The sequence below is a fragment of the Streptomyces sp. NPDC102467 genome (genome assembly GCF_044765445.1).
Taxonomy (GTDB): Bacteria; Actinomycetota; Actinomycetes; order Streptomycetales; family Streptomycetaceae; genus Streptomyces.
Window position 1 is genome coordinate 35797 of record NZ_JBIWKA010000014.1, and the last position, 17060, is coordinate 52856.

The 17060-nt window shown below is 69.4% G+C and carries 15 protein-coding genes and 1 tRNA gene; 7 read left to right on the forward strand and 9 right to left on the reverse strand.

The genetic code is table 11. The features are described from left to right. Window positions 1–108 precede the first annotated feature (108 nt). Window positions 109–333 (reverse strand): cold shock domain-containing protein, encoded by a 225-nt coding sequence (locus ACIREE_RS28035; protein WP_404157794.1) that lies wholly within the window; start codon window positions 331–333, stop codon window positions 109–111. 282 nt (window positions 334–615) lie between these two features. On the opposite strand from ACIREE_RS28035, the gene ACIREE_RS28040 reads away from it, so the two are divergent. Beyond that, entirely contained in the window at window positions 616–966 is a 351-nt protein-coding gene (locus ACIREE_RS28040) for a hypothetical protein (protein ID WP_404157795.1), read from the forward strand. Window positions 967–1189: 223 nt separating this feature from the next. Here the strand turns inward: ACIREE_RS28040 and ACIREE_RS28045 are convergent, their stop codons facing one another. The 3 genes from ACIREE_RS28045 to ACIREE_RS28055 form a co-directional block, all read right to left on the reverse strand. Beyond that, window positions 1190–2296, reverse strand: coding sequence for a pentapeptide repeat-containing protein (locus ACIREE_RS28045; RefSeq protein WP_404157798.1), 1107 nt, complete (start codon window positions 2294–2296; stop codon window positions 1190–1192). Between the two features lie 352 nt (window positions 2297–2648). Further along, the gene (locus ACIREE_RS28050) at window positions 2649–3062 is read right to left on the reverse strand and encodes an Imm10 family immunity protein (RefSeq protein ID WP_404157800.1); all 414 of its coding nucleotides are present in this window, start codon (window positions 3060–3062) and stop codon (window positions 2649–2651) included. Window positions 3063–3750: 688 nt separating this feature from the next. Beyond that, a tRNA-Arg gene (locus ACIREE_RS28055) sits at window positions 3751–3826 on the reverse strand. A 398-nt stretch (window positions 3827–4224) separates the two neighbouring features. On the opposite strand from ACIREE_RS28055, the gene ACIREE_RS28060 reads away from it, so the two are divergent. Both ACIREE_RS28060 and ACIREE_RS28065 read left to right on the forward strand, forming a co-directional pair. Then, window positions 4225–5226 carry a chitinase gene (locus ACIREE_RS28060; RefSeq protein WP_404157803.1) on the forward strand — a complete coding sequence of 334 codons (1002 nt, stop codon included), beginning with the start codon at window positions 4225–4227 and terminating at the stop codon, window positions 5224–5226. A gap of 86 nt (window positions 5227–5312) precedes the next feature. Further along, entirely contained in the window at window positions 5313–7184 is a 1872-nt protein-coding gene (locus ACIREE_RS28065) for a class I adenylate-forming enzyme family protein (RefSeq protein WP_404157805.1), read from the forward strand. Here ACIREE_RS28065 and ACIREE_RS28070 read toward each other — a convergent pair. Then, window positions 7171–8460, reverse strand: a complete 1290-nt coding sequence (locus tag ACIREE_RS28070; protein WP_404157808.1) for a M6 family metalloprotease domain-containing protein — start codon at window positions 8458–8460, stop codon at window positions 7171–7173. The two genes, ACIREE_RS28065 and ACIREE_RS28070, sit on opposite strands and share 14 nt — an antisense overlap. Window positions 8461–8685: 225 nt before the next feature. Between ACIREE_RS28070 and ACIREE_RS28075 the strand changes: the two genes are divergently transcribed. Next, the gene (locus ACIREE_RS28075) at window positions 8686–9375 is read left to right on the forward strand and encodes a TetR/AcrR family transcriptional regulator (RefSeq protein ID WP_404157811.1); all 690 of its coding nucleotides are present in this window, start codon (window positions 8686–8688) and stop codon (window positions 9373–9375) included. A gap of 217 nt (window positions 9376–9592) precedes the next feature. Next, window positions 9593–11131: an MFS transporter gene (locus ACIREE_RS28080; protein ID WP_404157813.1), complete on the forward strand. Its 1539-nt coding sequence runs from the start codon at window positions 9593–9595 to the stop codon at window positions 11129–11131. A 27-nt stretch (window positions 11132–11158) separates the two neighbouring features. Here the strand turns inward: ACIREE_RS28080 and ACIREE_RS28085 are convergent, their stop codons facing one another. Beyond that, the gene (locus ACIREE_RS28085) at window positions 11159–11662 is read right to left on the reverse strand and encodes a MarR family winged helix-turn-helix transcriptional regulator (RefSeq protein WP_404158362.1); all 504 of its coding nucleotides are present in this window, start codon (window positions 11660–11662) and stop codon (window positions 11159–11161) included. Between the two features lie 146 nt (window positions 11663–11808). On the opposite strand from ACIREE_RS28085, the gene ACIREE_RS28090 reads away from it, so the two are divergent. Further along, window positions 11809–12570, forward strand: coding sequence for a dioxygenase (locus tag ACIREE_RS28090; RefSeq protein WP_404158365.1), 762 nt, complete (start codon window positions 11809–11811; stop codon window positions 12568–12570). A 126-nt stretch (window positions 12571–12696) separates the two neighbouring features. Here ACIREE_RS28090 and ACIREE_RS28095 read toward each other — a convergent pair whose 3' ends face one another. Next, the gene (locus tag ACIREE_RS28095) at window positions 12697–13707 is read right to left on the reverse strand and encodes a questin oxidase family protein (protein WP_404157816.1); all 1011 of its coding nucleotides are present in this window, start codon (window positions 13705–13707) and stop codon (window positions 12697–12699) included. A 48-nt stretch (window positions 13708–13755) separates the two neighbouring features. Continuing rightward, the gene (locus tag ACIREE_RS28100; protein ID WP_404157817.1) at window positions 13756–14292 is read right to left on the reverse strand and encodes a GNAT family N-acetyltransferase; all 537 of its coding nucleotides are present in this window, start codon (window positions 14290–14292) and stop codon (window positions 13756–13758) included. Between the two features lie 179 nt (window positions 14293–14471). Between ACIREE_RS28100 and ACIREE_RS28105 the strand changes: the two genes are divergently transcribed. Next, window positions 14472–15479, forward strand: a complete 1008-nt coding sequence (locus ACIREE_RS28105) for an RNA polymerase sigma factor RpoD/SigA (RefSeq protein ID WP_404157820.1) — start codon at window positions 14472–14474, stop codon at window positions 15477–15479. A gap of 541 nt (window positions 15480–16020) precedes the next feature. Here the strand turns inward: ACIREE_RS28105 and ACIREE_RS28110 are convergent. Next, the gene (locus ACIREE_RS28110) at window positions 16021–17010 is read right to left on the reverse strand and encodes a helix-turn-helix transcriptional regulator (protein WP_404157823.1); all 990 of its coding nucleotides are present in this window, start codon (window positions 17008–17010) and stop codon (window positions 16021–16023) included. Between the last annotated feature and the right edge of the window lie 50 nt (window positions 17011–17060).

The window sequence follows — 17060 nt, forward strand, 5'->3', positions numbered from 1 at the left end:
GCGGCGACCTCGTCCCGGTTCCATAAGGCCCCGCGCTGACGCATGCGGTGGCGTTGCGGACTGTTGGGGACCGTGGACGTACGCCGGCGTTGCTGTCAGCTGTGGATGTCAGGCAGTCCGAGGCACGATGCTCACCGCGCGGTACTCGTACCCGTCCTGCTTGAAGCCCGGGGCTTCCCACGTGAGGTCGATCTGCTGTCCGGCAGACAGCGTGCGGAAGCCGGTCACCTGGATGTCGGAGTAATGGCCGAAGCAGCCGCCGGGAGTCTCGGATGAGTCGAGAACACCCCATCCTTCCTCGTCGTTCCACTCGCGGACAGTCGCGGCCACCATGGACGGAACCCTATATCCTTCCCTGTGGCGACGCGGCTGGCCCCTGACCTTGAAAGGCCCGGTGTACCAAGGGGAGTTGAGCGCCTGAGCTGCGAGGGAGTGCCCTGGCGGCTGCTGTGTGCTGATGGCTCGATGCCAGCCGTTCCCCGTGGTTTCCCGCTCAACCTGACACGAGTCTGGCACGGCCCTGTTGGTGGGGCAGGCGACCCTATAGGGCGCCCATCCGATACGCCCCTGGGCCCTCTGCGTATCCTCGGCTCCGCGCAGGAGGGGGCGAGCAGTATGTGGGACGGGCCGTTTTACCGGGTGCATCGGGAAGGCTATGAGATCTGCTTCGTGCCCGGAGCAGGTGAGAACCTGGCGGAGATCGACGACGTTGACATGTGGGTGGTCCTCGACAATGGCGACCGCTGGTCCGGGACCGTGCACACCCTGGATGTGGTGCGGCGAACCATGGACCGCTGGCGTGACACGGGTGAGTGCCTCGATGGCAGCTACTTCTGGGTCTGGGATGGCCTGATCGTCCGTGATCCGGGCATCCCCGCCATGGTTCGTGTCATTGACCATCTCGTGAGCACAGGCGAGTACCGCACGACGCTGCGCCACGTGGGGCCGGAAGCGGATCTGGACTGAGAAGATCATCGCCCGGGATTGGTGCGCGTCCTTCGCGCGGCAGACTCGTACCTACTTCTTCTTGCTCTGGGTGTTGTCGGGGATCTTGGCAGCCTGCGTTTTAGCAGCTCCGGGGCCTGGTGGAGGTCGCCTGAGTGGTCGTCGTTGGTCGTTGTCGGCTGGCGTTGAGCGGCCTCGGACGGCCCAGGGACGGCCCAGGTGCAGGCCGCCGTCGTGGAGCACCTTAAGCCAACTCATCTGGAGTCCTACGCGGCTCGGATGGCAAGATCGTGCCCTCGTCTGTTTGTCCTTCCGCCAGTGGCTGAGTGAACCCTCGAACGTCTGACAGGTTTGCACCGCGTAGGTCGGTTCCGGTGAGGTCAGCCCCAGTGAGGTCAGCCCCAGTGAGGTCAGCCCCGGCGAGTGTCGCGCCGCGCAGGTTTGCCCCAGTGAGGTCGGCACCGGCAAGCCTCGTCTCGCGTAGGTAGGCACGCGCGAGCGTCGCTTCGCCTAAGTAGGCGCCGGTGAGTGTCGCTCCTTTTAAGAAGGCCTCGGTGAGGTCGGCGTGACTGAGAAGCGCACCGGCAAGATGCAAGTCACTGAGGGCTAGACCTTCGCGGATGGACACATGCGGACGCAGGTCTGCGCGGGTCAGGAAGGTCAGAGCCGTCTGGACGTCGGCGGCTAGTTCTTGGGGGAGCCCTGAGCCGTCTGGCCCCGTAGAAGTGGGGGCCGCTCTGGGGACGCGGTCGCGAACGAAGTGGCGCAGGACGGTGGCGGCATCGGTGGCGGCTTGCTCGGGCGCATCCTGAAGGATCTGTTCCATGGCGAGAATGCCGCCGATACGTACGTATTGCTGCTCTGAGCCGAGGCGCTCCAGAGCCTTGGTGAAGCGATCCGTGATCTGCCCCCGCCGAGTGAGCCGGTATGTGCGGGCGGTGTAGAGCAGGGCCAAACCTGCACCGAGGGCGGCGGTGCAGGCAACTATGGCGGTGCGTAGACCGGTCACTAGCGCAGCTGACCCCTTCGCCAGTTCGCTACGGTCCAGGTACTCGCCATCGATCACATAGGGGCCCCGCCACACCAGCCATGGCAGCCCAACGAGTATGGCCGTCACACCCACCACGGCGAGCGCTTGCCCGATCTGTCGGCGATTGTGAGCCTTCTGATTAATCCTGATTCGCCGTTGCTGAAGGCGAGGAAGGCTGTTCCATGGGACGCCGTAGCGAGCTTGGAAGTGGCGTGCATAGATGCCGGCGAGAACCTGGCGGAGGGCATGGGGAGTCTTCATACCCGCTACATGCCAGTACCTGACGGTTCGGTTGCGTACGCGTCCGCTCTTGGAGGTCATAGCCGCAGGCTCTCGCCGAACTTCTGGAGTTCCTCAGCTTGCCCAGCGGCACTTCTGCCAGCGGTTCCGTAGTTGTTCAGCCGTGTGACCTGGCGTTGGGCTGCGGGCAGTTGTCATCGTTGGTCATCTGGTCGCCGAGGCGATCCGACTGTTCATGTAGGTCCCCGAGCGATCTTGAAAACCGACGTGGCGAGAGTCACCGTGGGTTCAAATCCCACACCCACCGCGCCGGTTGAAGGCCCCTGACCAGGAACATCGGTCGGGGGCCTTCGTTGTGCTCGTTGCCCGTCGGTGACCGTGGTTCCCCGTGAGTTCCCGGTCTATCGGGCACGGCTGGGGCACGAAGCGCTCGTTACGCCCTGATCAGTCTGGGACGGGCCTCTAGACGTCCGTATTGGAGGATGCGCGGTAGGACTTCACGCATACGTGCCAAGTCCTCTGCTGGCGCCCGAAGCAGCGCCTCGACGACAGGGTCGGTCAGTCCGAGGTCGTCCAACGACTCAGGATCCAAGGTCACCCGCAGCACGTCGTTGTCCAGCTGTACTTCACGGACACAGCCGTAGGCAGTGCCCTGATCAGGTGTGACGAGGCAGTGAGTGTCCATGCCCAGGGACACTTCTTGTGTGTCGGGCTCCTCGAAGTCACACATGAACATCAGCGAGAATCCATCCTCGTCGTCCGACTCCGCTACACCCGCCATTAGGCAGTCATCCATATCTGGATCATCGAGTCCGCATGCCATCAGCGCCGTGAACCTGTATGTCATGCAGGTGTTCTAGCACTGTGGTCTGAAGGTTGATCGGGTGGCCAGCAAGACGGCTACGCTCCTCTCCCACCGCATACCCCCGCTCCCATCCCGTCCGCCGTCGACCCACACGCATGTGGAGCGGGCGTGGTTCATGGCGTCCAGGTGGAGCGCGCCACTGGACGAACGACCTGGACGCCCCTGGGCCGCGTCTGCTCGGCTCTGCCTAGGTCGACGGCGGACGGGAGGGGAGCCCCCACGCTCACCACGATGTGCCCGCGGCCGGGAACGGCGCCTCCTCCCGCCCGGTGCCGGCCGGTCCCCCGCCGGAGGCATGTCCTTGACCGTGGGCCGGATGCGTCGGGTGCTCGACTCATGTCCTCCGGCCCTATCCACATGTGGGCGGGCGTCGGCGCAGCCGAGGCAGCGCGGGCCGAAGGCATGAGCGGCAGCCCCAGCGGAGCCGGGAAACCCGCCCGGCGGAGCGGAGCGCAGCCGGGTGCTTGAACCAGTAGAGAAAGTTGTAACTCAGTGGCTCTTATGAGGCGCAAGTACCGCGCCCGCACGTCGTCCAGGACACGCAGTGCGAGGCCATCAGTCACATGGATCGGCTGCTCAGGAGGTGGCCCGGTCGTCAGCGACCGCATGCGGTGATGTCAGAAGGAGGCGTCAAAGGCCCCGGACCATGATCGGTCCGGGGCCTTTTGGCTGGTGCCCCCGGCAGGATTCGAACCTGCGACACCCGCTTTAGGAGAGCGGTGCTCTATCCCCTGAGCTACGAAGGCCGGGCAGGTGGTCGGACGGCAAGGTCTGAGCCACCGCCGACAGTGTAGCGGGTGGTCCAGGGCGTCGTTCCGGTTCCCATGCTGGGCCATTTTCTCGCAGGTGGGAGCGTTCCGAAGCTGCCTGGGTCACCAGTAGAAGGACGGTGGCTTGTGGCCGCTCCTCTGTGTCCCCCTGGGGCCGCACCTTTGCCGTTGTCGCCGTCGCACGTGCGGGGTTTTCCCACCTGGCGAAGCCGCTTCTTGCGAAGCTGCGGGCTACGTAAGCACGAGAGGGCCGCACGATGGCGAAGCCGCTTCTTGCGAAGCTGCGGGCTACGTAAGCACGAGAGGGCCGAACGATGACGAAGCCGATCATGACGCCTAAGCCGATGATGACGCCGACGCGGAGGACGACGCCGATGATGACCAGGCCCGTTCCCCTGAAGGCGGGTATTGGCTTGCTGTTTCTGGGGCTGATCGCGTGTTCTGGGTGTTCTGGGTGTTCTGGGGCGAGAGGTGAGGGCGCTTCCGGTGAGGTGCGGGGTGGCACTTCGTACGCGCCCTATGTCAACGCTACGACGGGCTCCGCCACCGACCGCGCCGGTTCCCCCTCCGCGTACAACCTTTCCTTCGTCGTCGCCGACGGTGACAGATGCGCGCCCGTCTGGGACGACCGGACGGGGATCGGCGAGGCGAGCGTGAAGTCCCGTATACGGAAGCTGAGTTCCACGGGGGCCGACGTGCGTGTCTCCTTTGGCGGGGCTACTGACAAGGAGCTCGCCGTCACCTGCGGCAGCGCCGCCGCGCTCGCCGCCGCCTACGCGAAGGCGCTGGACGCGGCCGGTGGTGCGACCCTCGCCGATTTCGACATCGAGGGTGATGCCCTGGCCGACAGGGAGTCGACCGCCCTGCGCGCCGAGGCCATCGCGCTGCTGCAGAAGCGGCGTGATCTTGATGTCACCTTCACGTTGCCCGTCATGCCCTCCGGCCTCGACGCCGACAGCGTCGCGCTCCTGGAGGCTGCCAATGACAAGGGAGTGCAGGTCTCCACCGTCAACCTCATGACGATGAACTACAGCGAGTCCCACGACGGCGACATGGGCGGATACGCGATCACCGCCGCGCGGGCCGCCCACACCCAGCTGAAGAAGGTGTTCGGGCTGTCCGACGCGGGTGCCTGGAAAGGTATGGCGCTCACCTCGATGCTCGGCGTGAATGATGTCGACGGTGAGACGTTCACGCTCTCCGACGCGGCGCAGGTCCGCACGTTCGCCCGGCAGCGGGGCATCGCGTGGGTGTCGATGTGGGCCACGTTCCGCGACGTGCAGTGCAAGGCGGGCGCGGCGACGCAGGACCCGGCGACGGACTGCAGCGGTGTGAAGCAGGGCCCCGGAGCTTATGCGCGGGCCCTGTCCGGCTGAGCGGAGGATGGCCATTGCAGCGGCCCTTGCGACGGCCCTTGCACGGATCTTGACGCGGGGTGGGCGCCGGGACGTACCGTCCGGAAATGGAATCCCTTGAAGGCGTGGAAGGTTCCGAAGGTTCGGAAGGCTCGGACGGATTCGAAGGCTCTGGAGGCCTGGAATCTCTGGAAGCGTTGCTGACCGGGCCGGGTGCTCCGTTCGCCGTCGCCCGAGGTGAGGATGGGCGGCTTGCCTACGCCGAAGGGCCGGGCACCTTGCGGGAGTTCGTCGAGACGACATGGGCGTTCGGCGACACTCCCTTTCTGATCTCTGAGACCGGGCGGCTGACGTACGGGGAGTTCTTCGCCGCCGCGAGCGCGCTCGCCCGCCGCTTCCTCGACACCGAGGCCGACGGGGGGTACGGGCTGCGGCCCGGCGACCGCGCCGTCATCGCCATGCGCAACCACCCCGAGTGGCAGATCGCCTTCTGGGCCGCACAGTTGGCGGGGCTCGTGGCGGTGCCGCTCAACGCGTGGTGGACCGCGGACGAGTTCGCGTACGCCCTCGACGACTGCCGCCCCGGCGTGCTCCTCGTGGACGGGGAGCGGTACGAGCGGATCGCCGCCTGGCGGGAACAGGAACAGGAACAGGAGCGAGGAGCAGGGTGTGAACGGCCCTGGGTTCTTGTCTTTCATGACGAGCATGAGGGGGTGCGGGCGCCGCGCGTTGAGCGATACGTGGATCTGCCCGTCGCCGATCCACTGCTCGGGCCGCCCGACATCGACGTGTCGCCGGACGCGGACGCCACCATTCTCTATACGTCCGGGACGACGGGCCGGCCCAAGGGTGCTGTCGCCACGCACCGGGCGCACATGGGTGCCATCGCCAACCCCCGTTATTTCGCGGCGCTTTCGGCCCTGGCGCGCGGAGTCGTACCGGGGCAGGGGCCGGCCCCGGTCGGGCTTCTCACGTTCCCCTTCTTTCATGTCGCGGCGTTCACCGGGTTCTACGGAGCGATGGCGGCGGGCGGCACGCTCGTGGTGCTGCGTAAATGGGATGCGGACAACGCGCTCGCGGCGATCCGCGAGCACAGCGTCGGCTCGTTCGGTGGGGTGCCCGCTACCGCGCTGCAACTCCTCGAGCGTGCGGCGGAGTTGGGGGATGCGATGCCGACGCTGACCGGGTTCAGCACCGGAGGAGCCGCCGCGCCGCCGCACCTGGTCGCCGGCCTCACGGCTCGCCACGGGGAGCGCATCGAGCCCCGTAATGGTTACGGGCTGACCGAGACGCTGGGCGGGGTCACCGCCAACTTCGGTGCGCAGTACCGCAGTTGGCCGGGGAGTGTGGGCAAGCCCGCGCCCGCCGTGGAGGCGCGGATCGCCGGGCCGGGCGGGGAGCCGCTGCCCGATGGAGAGGTCGGGGAGCTGTGGCTGCGCGGCCAGTGCGTGATCCGCGGCTACTGGGAGGACCCGGCGGCGACCGAGGCGGCCTTCACGAAGGACGGCTGGTTCCGTACGGGCGATCTGGCGGTGCTGGAGGAGGGGCGGATCAGCGTCGTCGACCGGATCAAGGACATGGTGATCCGGGGCGGCGAGAACGTCTACTGCGTCGAGGTCGAGGCGTGTCTGCACGGGCACCCCGATGTCCTGGAGGCGGCCGTCGTCGGAGTGCCGCACCCGGTGCTCGGCGAGGAGGTCGCCGCGGTGGTCCGCTCGCGCCCCGGCTCCGCCCTCGACGCGCGCGCCCTGCGCGAGTTCGCCGCCAGGTCCCTCGCCGCGTTCAAGGTGCCCGCGCACGTGCTGGTGCAGGAGTCGGAGCTGCCGCGCAACGCCACCGGGAAGGTGCTCAAGCGGGAGGTGCGGCTTAGCTTCAGCCCTGACAGTCCTAGCGGCCCCGGTAATCGCGCCAGCCCCGCCAGCCCCGACAGCCCCCACCAGCCCGGCGGACCCTCGGAGCGCGGCGCTATCGCCGAGTGACGAACACCCGGTAATTGCCGGAAGCGTCCACGCCCGCCACGGAGATCCGCACCCCCGTCCTGCGGTCCCGGAACACCTCGCCCGGCCGGTAGGGCGCGTCGGACAGTTCCGCGTGGACGTTCGGGCGGCGGGTGCAGCCGCCGCTGTCGGGGGTGGAGTCCTCCACCGTGATGGGGCCGCGCCCGGTGTCCACGTCTGCGTCGACCTTGTAGATCAGGACGCCGGGGCGGCACACCGCCTCGTCGTTGCCCTCCTGGCCGCGGGCCTCGATCGCGTAACCCGTCGTCTCGGTGAGCGGGACGAACGCCAGCTTGGTGCCGCCGCCGTCCCGGGAGAGCGGGGACAGCAGGTGCTCGGTCGTGCCGGGCTGCGCGGCGCAGCCGATCTGGGAGTCGTCGAGCCAGCCCAGCTTCCACTTGTGCCAGCCGAGCAGGTCGTTCCCGACGCCCCAGTCCTCGCTCATGATGTCCCAGTGCCCGACGGCCCCGCCGCCCTCCTGGGTGTAGAGGTCGGGCAGTCCGAAGACGTGGCCGTTCTCGTGCGGCAGGACGCGGTAGCCGGTCTGGGCGTACGAGCCGGAGCCGTCGTCCTGGCGCGAGTAGACGAAGGACGCGTTCGACAGGGGGACGCCGTCGGCGACCGGCGCCTCACGGTTGCCCGCGAACGTCACGGACAGGACCGTGTCCAGGGCGGAGGGCCCGGCGTTCGGCGTGACCAGGATGTTCGCCAGGTCGTACCGGCGGAAGTCCACGTCCGGGTCGGCGGCCGCCACGATGTCGTCGACCAGCTCGCGGTAGCCGGGTTCGAAGGGGGCGCCGCGCTCTATCCCGTAGGCGGAGAACGGCTTCGGCATCCGCAGCCAGTGCTTGACGGGGGCCTCGGGGACGTAGTCGAGGCGGCCGTACGAGCCTGTGCGGAACCAGTTCTGGGTCTTGGGGAAGAACTCGCCGAGTCGGTCCATCGCCGTGCCCTCGCCGGGCGCGTCCGGGAAGTCGATCATCAGGTTGAGGGCCCGGACGGTACCGGTGGAGCGGGCGTAGCCGGGGGAGGTCGGCACGCCCTCCGACATCTGGACGCCCAGTGCGCCGCGGATCATGCAGGGGCCGAGCGAGGCCGCCCTGGCCACGGCCACCGGGCCCGCCGCGGTCGGTGACCTGTCGAGCAGCCGGCCGGTGCTGGCGGTCATGGTCAGCGCGAGGGCCACGGCGGTGGCCCCGGCGAGCACCGCACCGTGTCGGCCCTTGCCTATCCGCCGCTGCCGCTGACGCTGCCGCATCCGACCCGCCTCACCCTCGGCTCTCTTTGGATCACCCTGTGTCGGGGGGCGGCGGGCCGCGCGCTGGGTGCGCCGATCGTGGGAATCCGAGGCCAGAGGGGTGTGAGTCAGGTCACAAGGCGTACGGGAAATAACCGGGGACGCTCTCCCCGTTTAGCCCTGTGTCCGCAAGAAGCGGGGACTCGCTCCCCGGTTCGCGTGAACCGCACGAACCAGCCGTCGTAGATGAACGAAGCGCCGAAGGAGACTGTCGTGGTGACCACCGCCCCCACCGAGCCGCAGCGCCGCGTCCCGCGTCCGCGGGCCGATGCCCTGCGCAATCGGGAGCGGATCGTCGCCGCCGCACGGGAAGTGCTCGTGGAGTACGGGACCGAGCTCCCGCTCGACGAGACCGCCCGCCGCGCCGGCGTCGGCAACGCCACGCTGTACCGGAACTTCAAGGACCGCGACGAGCTGATGCACCACGTGGTGCTCTCGGTCACCGACCACATCACCGAGCACGCCGAGAAGGCACTCGCCGCCGAGGAAGCCGGCGAGAGCAGCGCGTTCGAGGCGCTGCGGACCTTCGTGCACGCCGCCGCGGACGAGCGCATCGGCGCGCTGTGCCCGACACTGCAGGCCACCTTCGACAAGGACCACCCGGATCTGGTCGCCGCTCTCGACCGGCTGACCGTCGGCATCGAGGAGCTCATCGGGCGCGCCCGCACGGCCGGCGAGCTGCGCACCGACATCGGCGTCGGGGATCTGATGGTCGCTCTCTCCCAGCTCACCCGGCCGTTGCCCGGCAAGGGCTGTCTGGCCTTCGACCGGTTCGTCCACCGCCATCTGCAGCTGTTCCTCGACGGCCTGATGGCGCCCGCCCGCTCGGAACTCCCGGGCGCGGCCGCGACCTTGGAGGACCTCCGCAAGGGCTGACCCTCCGGGTCCCCGTTCTCGTCCGCGCCCCCCCATACATACGGGCAGCCGCCTCGCACACGCAGGGCAGCCGCCTCACCTACATACGGGCAGCCGCCTCACACGTAAGGCGGTCGCCCCGCACACCCAGGGGCAGGCCCGCCCCACATCTCCGTACCGAACCGATTTCTCAGCCTTCTTTACGAAGTGCACGACATTCACGACTTGGAGTCCCGCTGTGGGTACGCCCTTGCCGAAAACGGCACCTCTTGAAGGCGACGCGCGCCGCTGGAAGGCACTTGTCTTCATCGCGCTCGCCCAGCTGATGGTGGTCCTCGACGCCACCATCGTGAACATCGCCCTGCCCTCCGCCCAGACGGACCTCGGCATATCCGACGGCAACCGGCAGTGGGTCATCACGGCCTACGCGCTCGCGTTCGGCGGTCTGCTGCTGTTCGGTGGCCGCATCGCGGACCTGTGGGGCCGCAAGCAGACCTTCATCACCGGCCTGATCGGCTTCGCGCTCGCCTCCGCGGTCGGCGGTGCCGCGCAGAACGAGGCCATGATGCTCGGCGCCCGCGCCCTGCAGGGCCTGTTCGGCGCGCTGCTCGCCCCGGCCGCCCTCTCCCTCCTCGCCGTGATGTTCACGGACGCCAAGGAGCGCGCGAAGGCGTTCGGTATCTACGGTGCGATCGCCGGTGGCGGTGGCGCCGTCGGCCTGATCCTCGGCGGATTCCTCACCGAGTACCTGAACTGGCGCTGGACCTTCTTCGTCAACATCCCCTTCGCGGCCGTCGCCGCGCTCGGCGCCGTCTTCGTCATCCGCGAGCCGGCCGGTGGCCGCAACCGCTCGCCGCTCGACATCCCGGGCGTCATCCTGTCCACGCTGGGTCTGGTCTCCCTCGTCTACGGCTTCACGCGCGCCGAGTCGAGCGGCTGGTCCGACGTGAGCACCATCGGCCTGTTCGTCGCCGTCGTCGTGCTGCTGTTCGCCTTCGTCGCCGTCGAGGCCCGGGTCAAGCACCCGCTGCTCCCGCTGCGCGTCATCGCCGACCGCAACCGTGGCGGTGTCTACGCGTCTCTCGGCCTCGCCGTGATCGGCATGTTCGGCCTCTTCCTCTTCCTGACCTACTACCTGCAGATCGTGAAGGGCTTCTCGCCGGTCAAGACCGGCTTCGCGTTCCTGCCGATGATCGCGGGCATGATCACGGGCTCCACCCAGATCGGCGCCCGCCTGATGACCCGCGTCCCGCCGCGCCTGCTGATGGGCCCCGGCTTCCTGCTGGCCGCGCTCGGTATGGGTCTGCTGACCCAGCTCTCGGTCGACGCCTCGTACGCCGGTCTGATCCTCCCCGCCCAGCTGCTGCTCGGCCTCGGCATGGGTACGGCGTTCATGCCCGCCATGTCGCTCGCCACGATCGGCGTCGAGGCGCGGGACGCCGGTGTCGCCTCCGCGATGGTCAACACCTCGCAGCAGGTCGGCGGCGCCATCGGCACGGCCCTGCTGAACACGATCGCGGCCTCGGCCACGACCGCGTACATCGCGGACCACGCGGCCGGCGCGCGCAACGCGCAGCTGCTCCAGGCGCAGGCCATGGTCAGCGGCTACACCCACGCCATCTGGTGGGCCGTCGGCATCCTGGTCGTCTCGGCCACGATCGCCTTCACGCTCATCAACACCGGTGTCCCGGGCTCGGGTTCGGCCGCGGCCTCCGGTGACACGGACGGCGTCGAGGGTCTCGAGGACGAGTTCCGGATCCCGGTGGTCGCGCACTGACCTCCGGTACCGGCTGCGGGGCGGGCCTCACCTGAGCCAGGGGAGGTCCGCCCCGGCCTCCTTCGGCTGAAGTCCCTCGGCGACGATCCGCATGATCTCGCCGAGGGATTTCTGCTGTGCGGGGGTGAGCCGGTCGAAGAGGGCCTGGCGGACCGCCGTGACGTGGCCGGGGGCGGTCTCCTTCAGGATCTCCAGGCCCGCGTCCGTCAGGACCGCGAACTGGCCGCGCTTGTCCGAGGGGCAGTCCTCGCGCCGCACCCACCCGTTCTTCTCCAGGCGCGCGATGGCGTGCGAGAGCCGGGAGCGGGTGATCTTCGCCCGCATCGCCAGCTCGGTCATCCGCAGCCGCCGCCGGGGCGCCTCGCTGAGCTGGACGAGCAGCCCGAAGTAGATGTGCGGCATCTTCGCGTCGTGCTGCAGCTGCCGGTCGAGGTGGTCTTCCAGGAGAGTGGTGGCGTGCAGATACGCACGCCAGACGTGCTGTTCGTCCTCGCTGAGCCACTGGGGCGGCGTCTTCGCGGTCTGTTTCATCGGTTTCATCGACTCCGTCGGCTTCATTGACTCCATCGTAAAGACCTGCTTCTTGAATGTTAAACAAACAACGGTTATTTTTGTCGGTACCTAGAGCTTGAAACTTCAAGGAGGTCGTCGTGTCCACCGCACCCGCACCCGAGCGCATGCCCGCGCTCTACCTCAGCCACGGCGCCCCGCCGCTCGCCGACGACGCCCTGTGGACCGGCCAGCTCGCCGCCTGGTCGGCCGACCTGCCGCGCCCCAAGGCGATCCTGATGGTCTCCGCGCACTGGGAGGAGGCCCCGCTCGCCCTCGGCGCCGTCGAGACGGTGCCGCTCGTCTACGACTTCTGGGGCTTTCCCGAGCACTACTACCAGGTGCGGTACGCCGCCCCCGGCGCCCCCGAACTCGCAGCATCCGTACGGAAGTTGCTGCACGCCCCGGGTACTCCGGTGCAGGACGTGCCGGACCGCGGGCTCGACCACGGCGCGTACGTCCCGCTGGTGGAGATGTACCCGGACGCCGACATCCCGGTCCTCCAGGTCTCCATGCCGACACTCGACCCGAAGAAGCTGATGGACATCGGGCGGCGGCTCGCTCCGCTGCGGGACGAGGGGGTGCTCATCGTCGGCTCCGGGTTCTTCACGCACAACCTGGCCGCGCTGCGGCAGGGCGGCATCCCCTCATGGTCGGCCGAGTTCGACGACTGGGGGCAGCGGGCGCTGGACGCGGGCGATGTGGACGGGCTGCTCGACTTCGCCCATAAGTCGCCCGCCGGGGGGCTGGCCCATCCCCGCACCGAGCACTTCGCTCCGCTGTTCGTGACGATGGGGGTGGCGGATGCCTCCGGCGAGCTGGGGGTGCAGCGGTCGGTGATCGACGGGTTCTGGATGGGGCTTGCGAAGCGGTCCGTTCAGTTCGGGTGAGCTCGCGACGCGGCCGGCCCGCCGTTGTGTCGCGGCGGACCCGCCGTTGCACGGGGCTCCGCCCCGGACCCCGCTCCTCAAGCGCCGGAGGGGCTTGATCTGGCGGGGCCCGATCGATGAGGTCGGTTACGCCGGGGGGATCAAGGTGAGGGCTCGGCGCGCCGCGGCCATGGCCTCGTCCGTGCCCACGTCCAGGGCGGTGTCCGCGAACTTGATCGCATGGTCGTCGCCGTGCGCGGCGGCCCGAGCGAAGACCTCCTCGGGGTCGGCCCCGGCAGCGACGAACGACCGGTCCGGCGCGGCGGGCGCGTACGCCGCCGTGACGGCCGCGCTCGCGGCCCACGCGGCGGCGAGGGACTCGGGCCACAGCTCGCGGGGCAGGGCGGGCAGCGTCCGCAGGACCGCGTTCGGGGCCGTCGCCGCGTGCACGAGCATCACCGGGTTGCCCTGGGCGTGCGTCGCGTATCGGTGCACCGCCGCCGCGACCAGTTCCGTCAGCCGGTCCCGGGCGGTGTCCGGGTCGACCGGTCCTGAAGCCCACGCGGGGAAGCCGGTGAGCCGGTCGAAGCGGGCCACGAGACCCCCGCTCTGGTCCGCGACGCGCGGCACCGCGTCGAGGGCCGCCGCGGCGTCCGGCGCGGACGGCAGCGCGGTCAGCGCGGGCAGCGGCTGGTGGCGGGCGGCCCAGTAGCCCAGGCCGTGGGCGAGTTCGGCGAGGCGCGGAGCGGTCGGCTCGGCGGACAGCAGGGTGCGTACGGCATGACCGACACGGATCACCGGGTGCGTGGCGCCGGCCGCGATCCCGGGCAGCAGCCGCGGCCACCACTCGGCGAGCACGTCCCGCCACGGACGCTCGGCCACCGCCCGCTCGAAGTACCCGATCCAGTCCGCGAGGCGGCGGGGATCGCCGAGCGCGGACCGCCAGTCGGCGTCGCGGACGGGGGAGCCGGCGGTGGGCATCTCGTCGAGCCGCCGCTCGTAGTGGTCGAGCCAGCGGTGCACGCGGGGCGCCTGCCCGCCGCGTACGAGGGACTCGACGGCCATCGGCCCGTGGTTGCTGAGCCAGCCCTCGAACTCGGGACCGGTGGTGTGCAGCCGCTGGAGCGCTTCGTCGAGAGTGCCCGAGGTGTCATTCATGCGGGGAGATTAGGCGCGGGTGCAGCCGCGACGTAACGGTCCGTGGCCCTAGTCCTTATGGCCGAGCGGCTTCTCGTACCAGGCGACATCCCAGTACGCGTCGAACTTCCGGCCGACCTCCCGGTACGTGCCCACATGACTGAAGCCGAAGCGGGTATGGAGTCGGACCGAGGCGTCGTTGGGAAGGGCGACGCCCGCGTACGCACGGTGCAGGTCCTCGTCCGCGAGAGCTTCGAAGAGGCTCTTGTAGAGGAGAGTGCCGATGCCCCGGCCGCCCGCGTCCGGAGCGCAGTACACCGTGACCTCGACCGAGGTGGCGTACGCGGCCTTCGGGCGGAACGGGCTGGACGTGGCATAACCGAGGATCGGGCCGAAAGTCCCCTCTCCGCGCTCCTGCGCAACCAAGAGGCGGTACGGGCCGTCTTCAGGGTGAGAGAGCAGCCAAGGACGTCGCTCTTCCGGAGTGAACGCGACCGTGTCGAACGTGATCGGCGTCTCACGTACGTAGTGGTTGTAGAGCTCTGTGAGCTCGCTGAGGTCGCCCGCTACTCCTGGCCTGACCTGCACCTCTGTGAGGTTCGACATCCACCCGCCTGCCCGTCGTGTGCCACGTGGCGGCACAGGGTACTGCATGATCACAAAAATGATGGGGCGGCTTGGGAATTCTGTCCGGATTCCAGTCGTTGTTTCCTACGGATGCAGGGCACCCGGGAGGGTGTACGAGCCGTCCGGCCCAGCCGACCAACGATCGCAAGGGAGCACGCATGGCAACCCGTGCCGTAGCCCGTCGTAAGTCCGCCGCCTCCGGCGAGACTGATGCGGCACGCAGTGTTCGCGCCGTAGGCGGGGAGATCGCCGACCGCGACCTGGTCGGTATGTACCTCGACGAGATCGCGCGGACACCGCTGCTCGACGCCGCAAAGGAAGTCGATCTCTCGCAGACCATCGAGGCGGGCGTGTACGCCCAGCAGATCCTCGACGGGGAGGTCTCCGACAGCGAGACCGCGGGCAAGGCGTCCCGCGAGGAGCTCGAGGCGCTGGTCGCCGAGTCGGAGAAGGCCAAGGACATCTTCATCCGGTCGAACCTGCGGCTGGTCGTGGCGGTCGCCCGCCGTTACCCGCGCAGCGGCCTCCCCCTGCTCGACCTGATCCAGGAGGGGAACGCGGGCCTGGTGCGCGCGGTCGAGAAGTTCGACTACCGCAAGGGCTTCAAGTTCTCCACGTACGCGACGTGGTGGATCCGCCAGGCCATCACGCGCTCGATAGCCGACCAGTCCCGCACGATCCGCCTCCCCGTCCACCTGGTCGAGGAACTGGGCCGCATCCGCCGCGTCCAGCGCGAGTTCAACCGGAAGAACGGGCGGGACCCCGAGCCCACCGAGATCGCCGCCGAGCTCGACACCAAGCCCGAGCGCGTCGTGGACGTCCTGGACTGGGCCCGCGACCCGGTCTCGCTGAACATGGCGGTGGACGACCAGGGCGAGACGCAGTTCGGTGACCTCCTCGAGGACACGTCGGCCGTCTCTCCCGAGCAGTCCGTGCTTACGCTGCTGCGCTCCGAGGAACTGGACGATCTGATCGGCCGGCTCGACCAGCGCACCGCGTCCATCATCAAGATGCGGTACGGCATCGAGGACGGGCGCGAGCGGACGCTGACCGAGGTCGGCAAGGAGCACGGCCTGACCCGCGAGCGGATCCGCCAGATCGAGAAGCACGCGCTTCTTGAGCTGAAGAAGCTGGCGCGGGACACGGGGTTCGACGCCGCCGCGTGACCCTCCGGGGACCTGGTCATCGGGCGGCCCGCACTTCATCGTGCGAGCCGCCCGACCTGTTTTCTGGCGTGCTTTCGTCGCCGGGTGCGTGCCGGTGGCCGGGGGTGCGGGGTCATGTGCGGCGCCGTCGTCGCTGGGCGCGCCCCCGCGCCCCTGGGGGGGTTGTTGTCCGCGGGCGGGTGGGGGCTTCTCGCGCAGTTCCCCGCGCCCCTGGGGGGTTTGTTGTCCGCGGGCGGGTGGGGGCTTCTCGCGCAGTTCCCCGCGCCCCTGAAATGCGCACTGCGTGCGCCATTTCATCGGCACGCATCACGCGCCCCTGGGGCAGCGGCGAAGCCGCATGCACCAGGGGCGCGGGGAACTGCGCGAGAAGTCCCCACCGGGGCGCACCCGGCGACGCCACGCGCACCCGGCGACGCCACGCGTACCCGGCGACGCCACGCGTACCCGGTGACGGGACCCGCATACGGTGACGGGACCCGCATACGGTGACGGGACCCGCATACGGTGGCGGGACCCGCATACGGTGGCGGGGCCCCGCCCCTCACCCGGCAGGCATGCCAGGCGCGGCTCGGGTCATTCGAGAGCCCAGTTCCCGCACAGCGGTGACCAGTTCCTCCGGCCCCCGGACCCGGAAGTCGAAGCCGGACATGGCCAGCCGGACAGCCATCCACTCGACGGGACCGGACGCGGCCGCCCGCAACCGGCACCCGCCCCCGGGCAACCCCTCGGGCCGCCCCACCGCCGGAGGCACCCGCGCGGCAACTTCCTCGACCGGCGCCGCGAACTCGACGTCCACCTCGTACGCGGCGCCGCCCCGCGACTCCATCGACCGGCGCAGATACTCCGCCGCGTCCCCTTCCGGCACCTCCCGCGGAGCGAACCGCGCCCCGGTGGCGAACGGCTCCGAGACCCGGTCGACCCGGAACGTACGCCAGGCGTCGCGATCGATGTCGTAGGCCACCAGGTACCAGCGGCGCCCCGTCGACACCAGCCGGAACGGTTCGACCAAGCGGCGCGTCTCCGTGCCGTCGGCCGCGCGGTAGTGGAACCGGAGCCGCTCCGTGCCGGCCGTGGCCGACGCGATGACCGTCAGCGTCTCGGGCGCGATGGTCGCGCCGTCGCCCCAGGTCAGCGGAATCGTCGCGGCCTGGAGCGTCGCGACGCGGTGCCGCAGCCGCGACGGCAGCACTTGTTCCAGCTTGGCAAGGGCCCGCACCGACGCCTCCTCGACGCCGTCCACCGCGTGCCCGGCACCGGCCCGCAGACCCACCGCGATCGCCACCGCCTCCTCGTCGTCGAGGACGAGCGGCGGCAGCGCCTTGCCCGCGATCAGCCGGTAGCCGCCGTCGGCGCCCATCGAGGCCTGCACCGGGTAGCCGAGGTCGCGCAGCCGGTCGATGTCCCTGCGCACGGTGCGCCGGGATACCCGTAGCCGCTCGGCGAGTTCACCGCCGGGCCATTCGCGCGGGGTCTGGAGGAGGGAGAGGAGTTGGAGCAGCCGGGCCGGGGTGTCCGTACTGTTCGTCGTCATGTCTCCAGGATGCCGCCTGAGTAGGACATGACCTGACCTATATGGCCCCT

Excerpts from the sequence above, each read along its gene's own strand:
- ACIREE_RS28085 (WP_404158362.1), bottom strand. The coding sequence starts at position 11,662 with ATGAAACAGACCGCGAAGACGCCGCCCCAGTGGCTCAGCGAGGACGAA.
- ACIREE_RS28050 (WP_404157800.1), bottom strand. The coding sequence starts at position 3,062 with ATGACATACAGGTTCACGGCGCTGATGGCATGCGGACTCGATGATCCA.
- ACIREE_RS28060 (WP_404157803.1), top strand. The coding sequence starts at position 4,225 with ATGATGACCAGGCCCGTTCCCCTGAAGGCGGGTATTGGCTTGCTGTTT.
- ACIREE_RS28040 (WP_404157795.1), top strand. The coding sequence starts at position 616 with ATGTGGGACGGGCCGTTTTACCGGGTGCATCGGGAAGGCTATGAGATC.
- ACIREE_RS28090 (WP_404158365.1), top strand. The coding sequence starts at position 11,809 with ATGCCCGCGCTCTACCTCAGCCACGGCGCCCCGCCGCTCGCCGACGAC.
- ACIREE_RS28100 (WP_404157817.1), bottom strand. The coding sequence starts at position 14,292 with ATGTCGAACCTCACAGAGGTGCAGGTCAGGCCAGGAGTAGCGGGCGAC.
- ACIREE_RS28105 (WP_404157820.1), top strand. The coding sequence starts at position 14,472 with ATGGCAACCCGTGCCGTAGCCCGTCGTAAGTCCGCCGCCTCCGGCGAG.
- ACIREE_RS28035 (WP_404157794.1), bottom strand. The coding sequence starts at position 333 with ATGGTGGCCGCGACTGTCCGCGAGTGGAACGACGAGGAAGGATGGGGT.
- ACIREE_RS28075 (WP_404157811.1), top strand. The coding sequence starts at position 8,686 with ATGAACGAAGCGCCGAAGGAGACTGTCGTGGTGACCACCGCCCCCACC.
- ACIREE_RS28095 (WP_404157816.1), bottom strand. The coding sequence starts at position 13,707 with ATGAATGACACCTCGGGCACTCTCGACGAAGCGCTCCAGCGGCTGCAC.
- ACIREE_RS28070 (WP_404157808.1), bottom strand. The coding sequence starts at position 8,460 with ATGCGGCAGCGTCAGCGGCAGCGGCGGATAGGCAAGGGCCGACACGGT.
- ACIREE_RS28110 (WP_404157823.1), bottom strand. The coding sequence starts at position 17,010 with ATGACGACGAACAGTACGGACACCCCGGCCCGGCTGCTCCAACTCCTC.
- ACIREE_RS28065 (WP_404157805.1), top strand. The coding sequence starts at position 5,313 with ATGGAATCCCTTGAAGGCGTGGAAGGTTCCGAAGGTTCGGAAGGCTCG.
- ACIREE_RS28045 (WP_404157798.1), bottom strand. The coding sequence starts at position 2,296 with ATGACCTCCAAGAGCGGACGCGTACGCAACCGAACCGTCAGGTACTGG.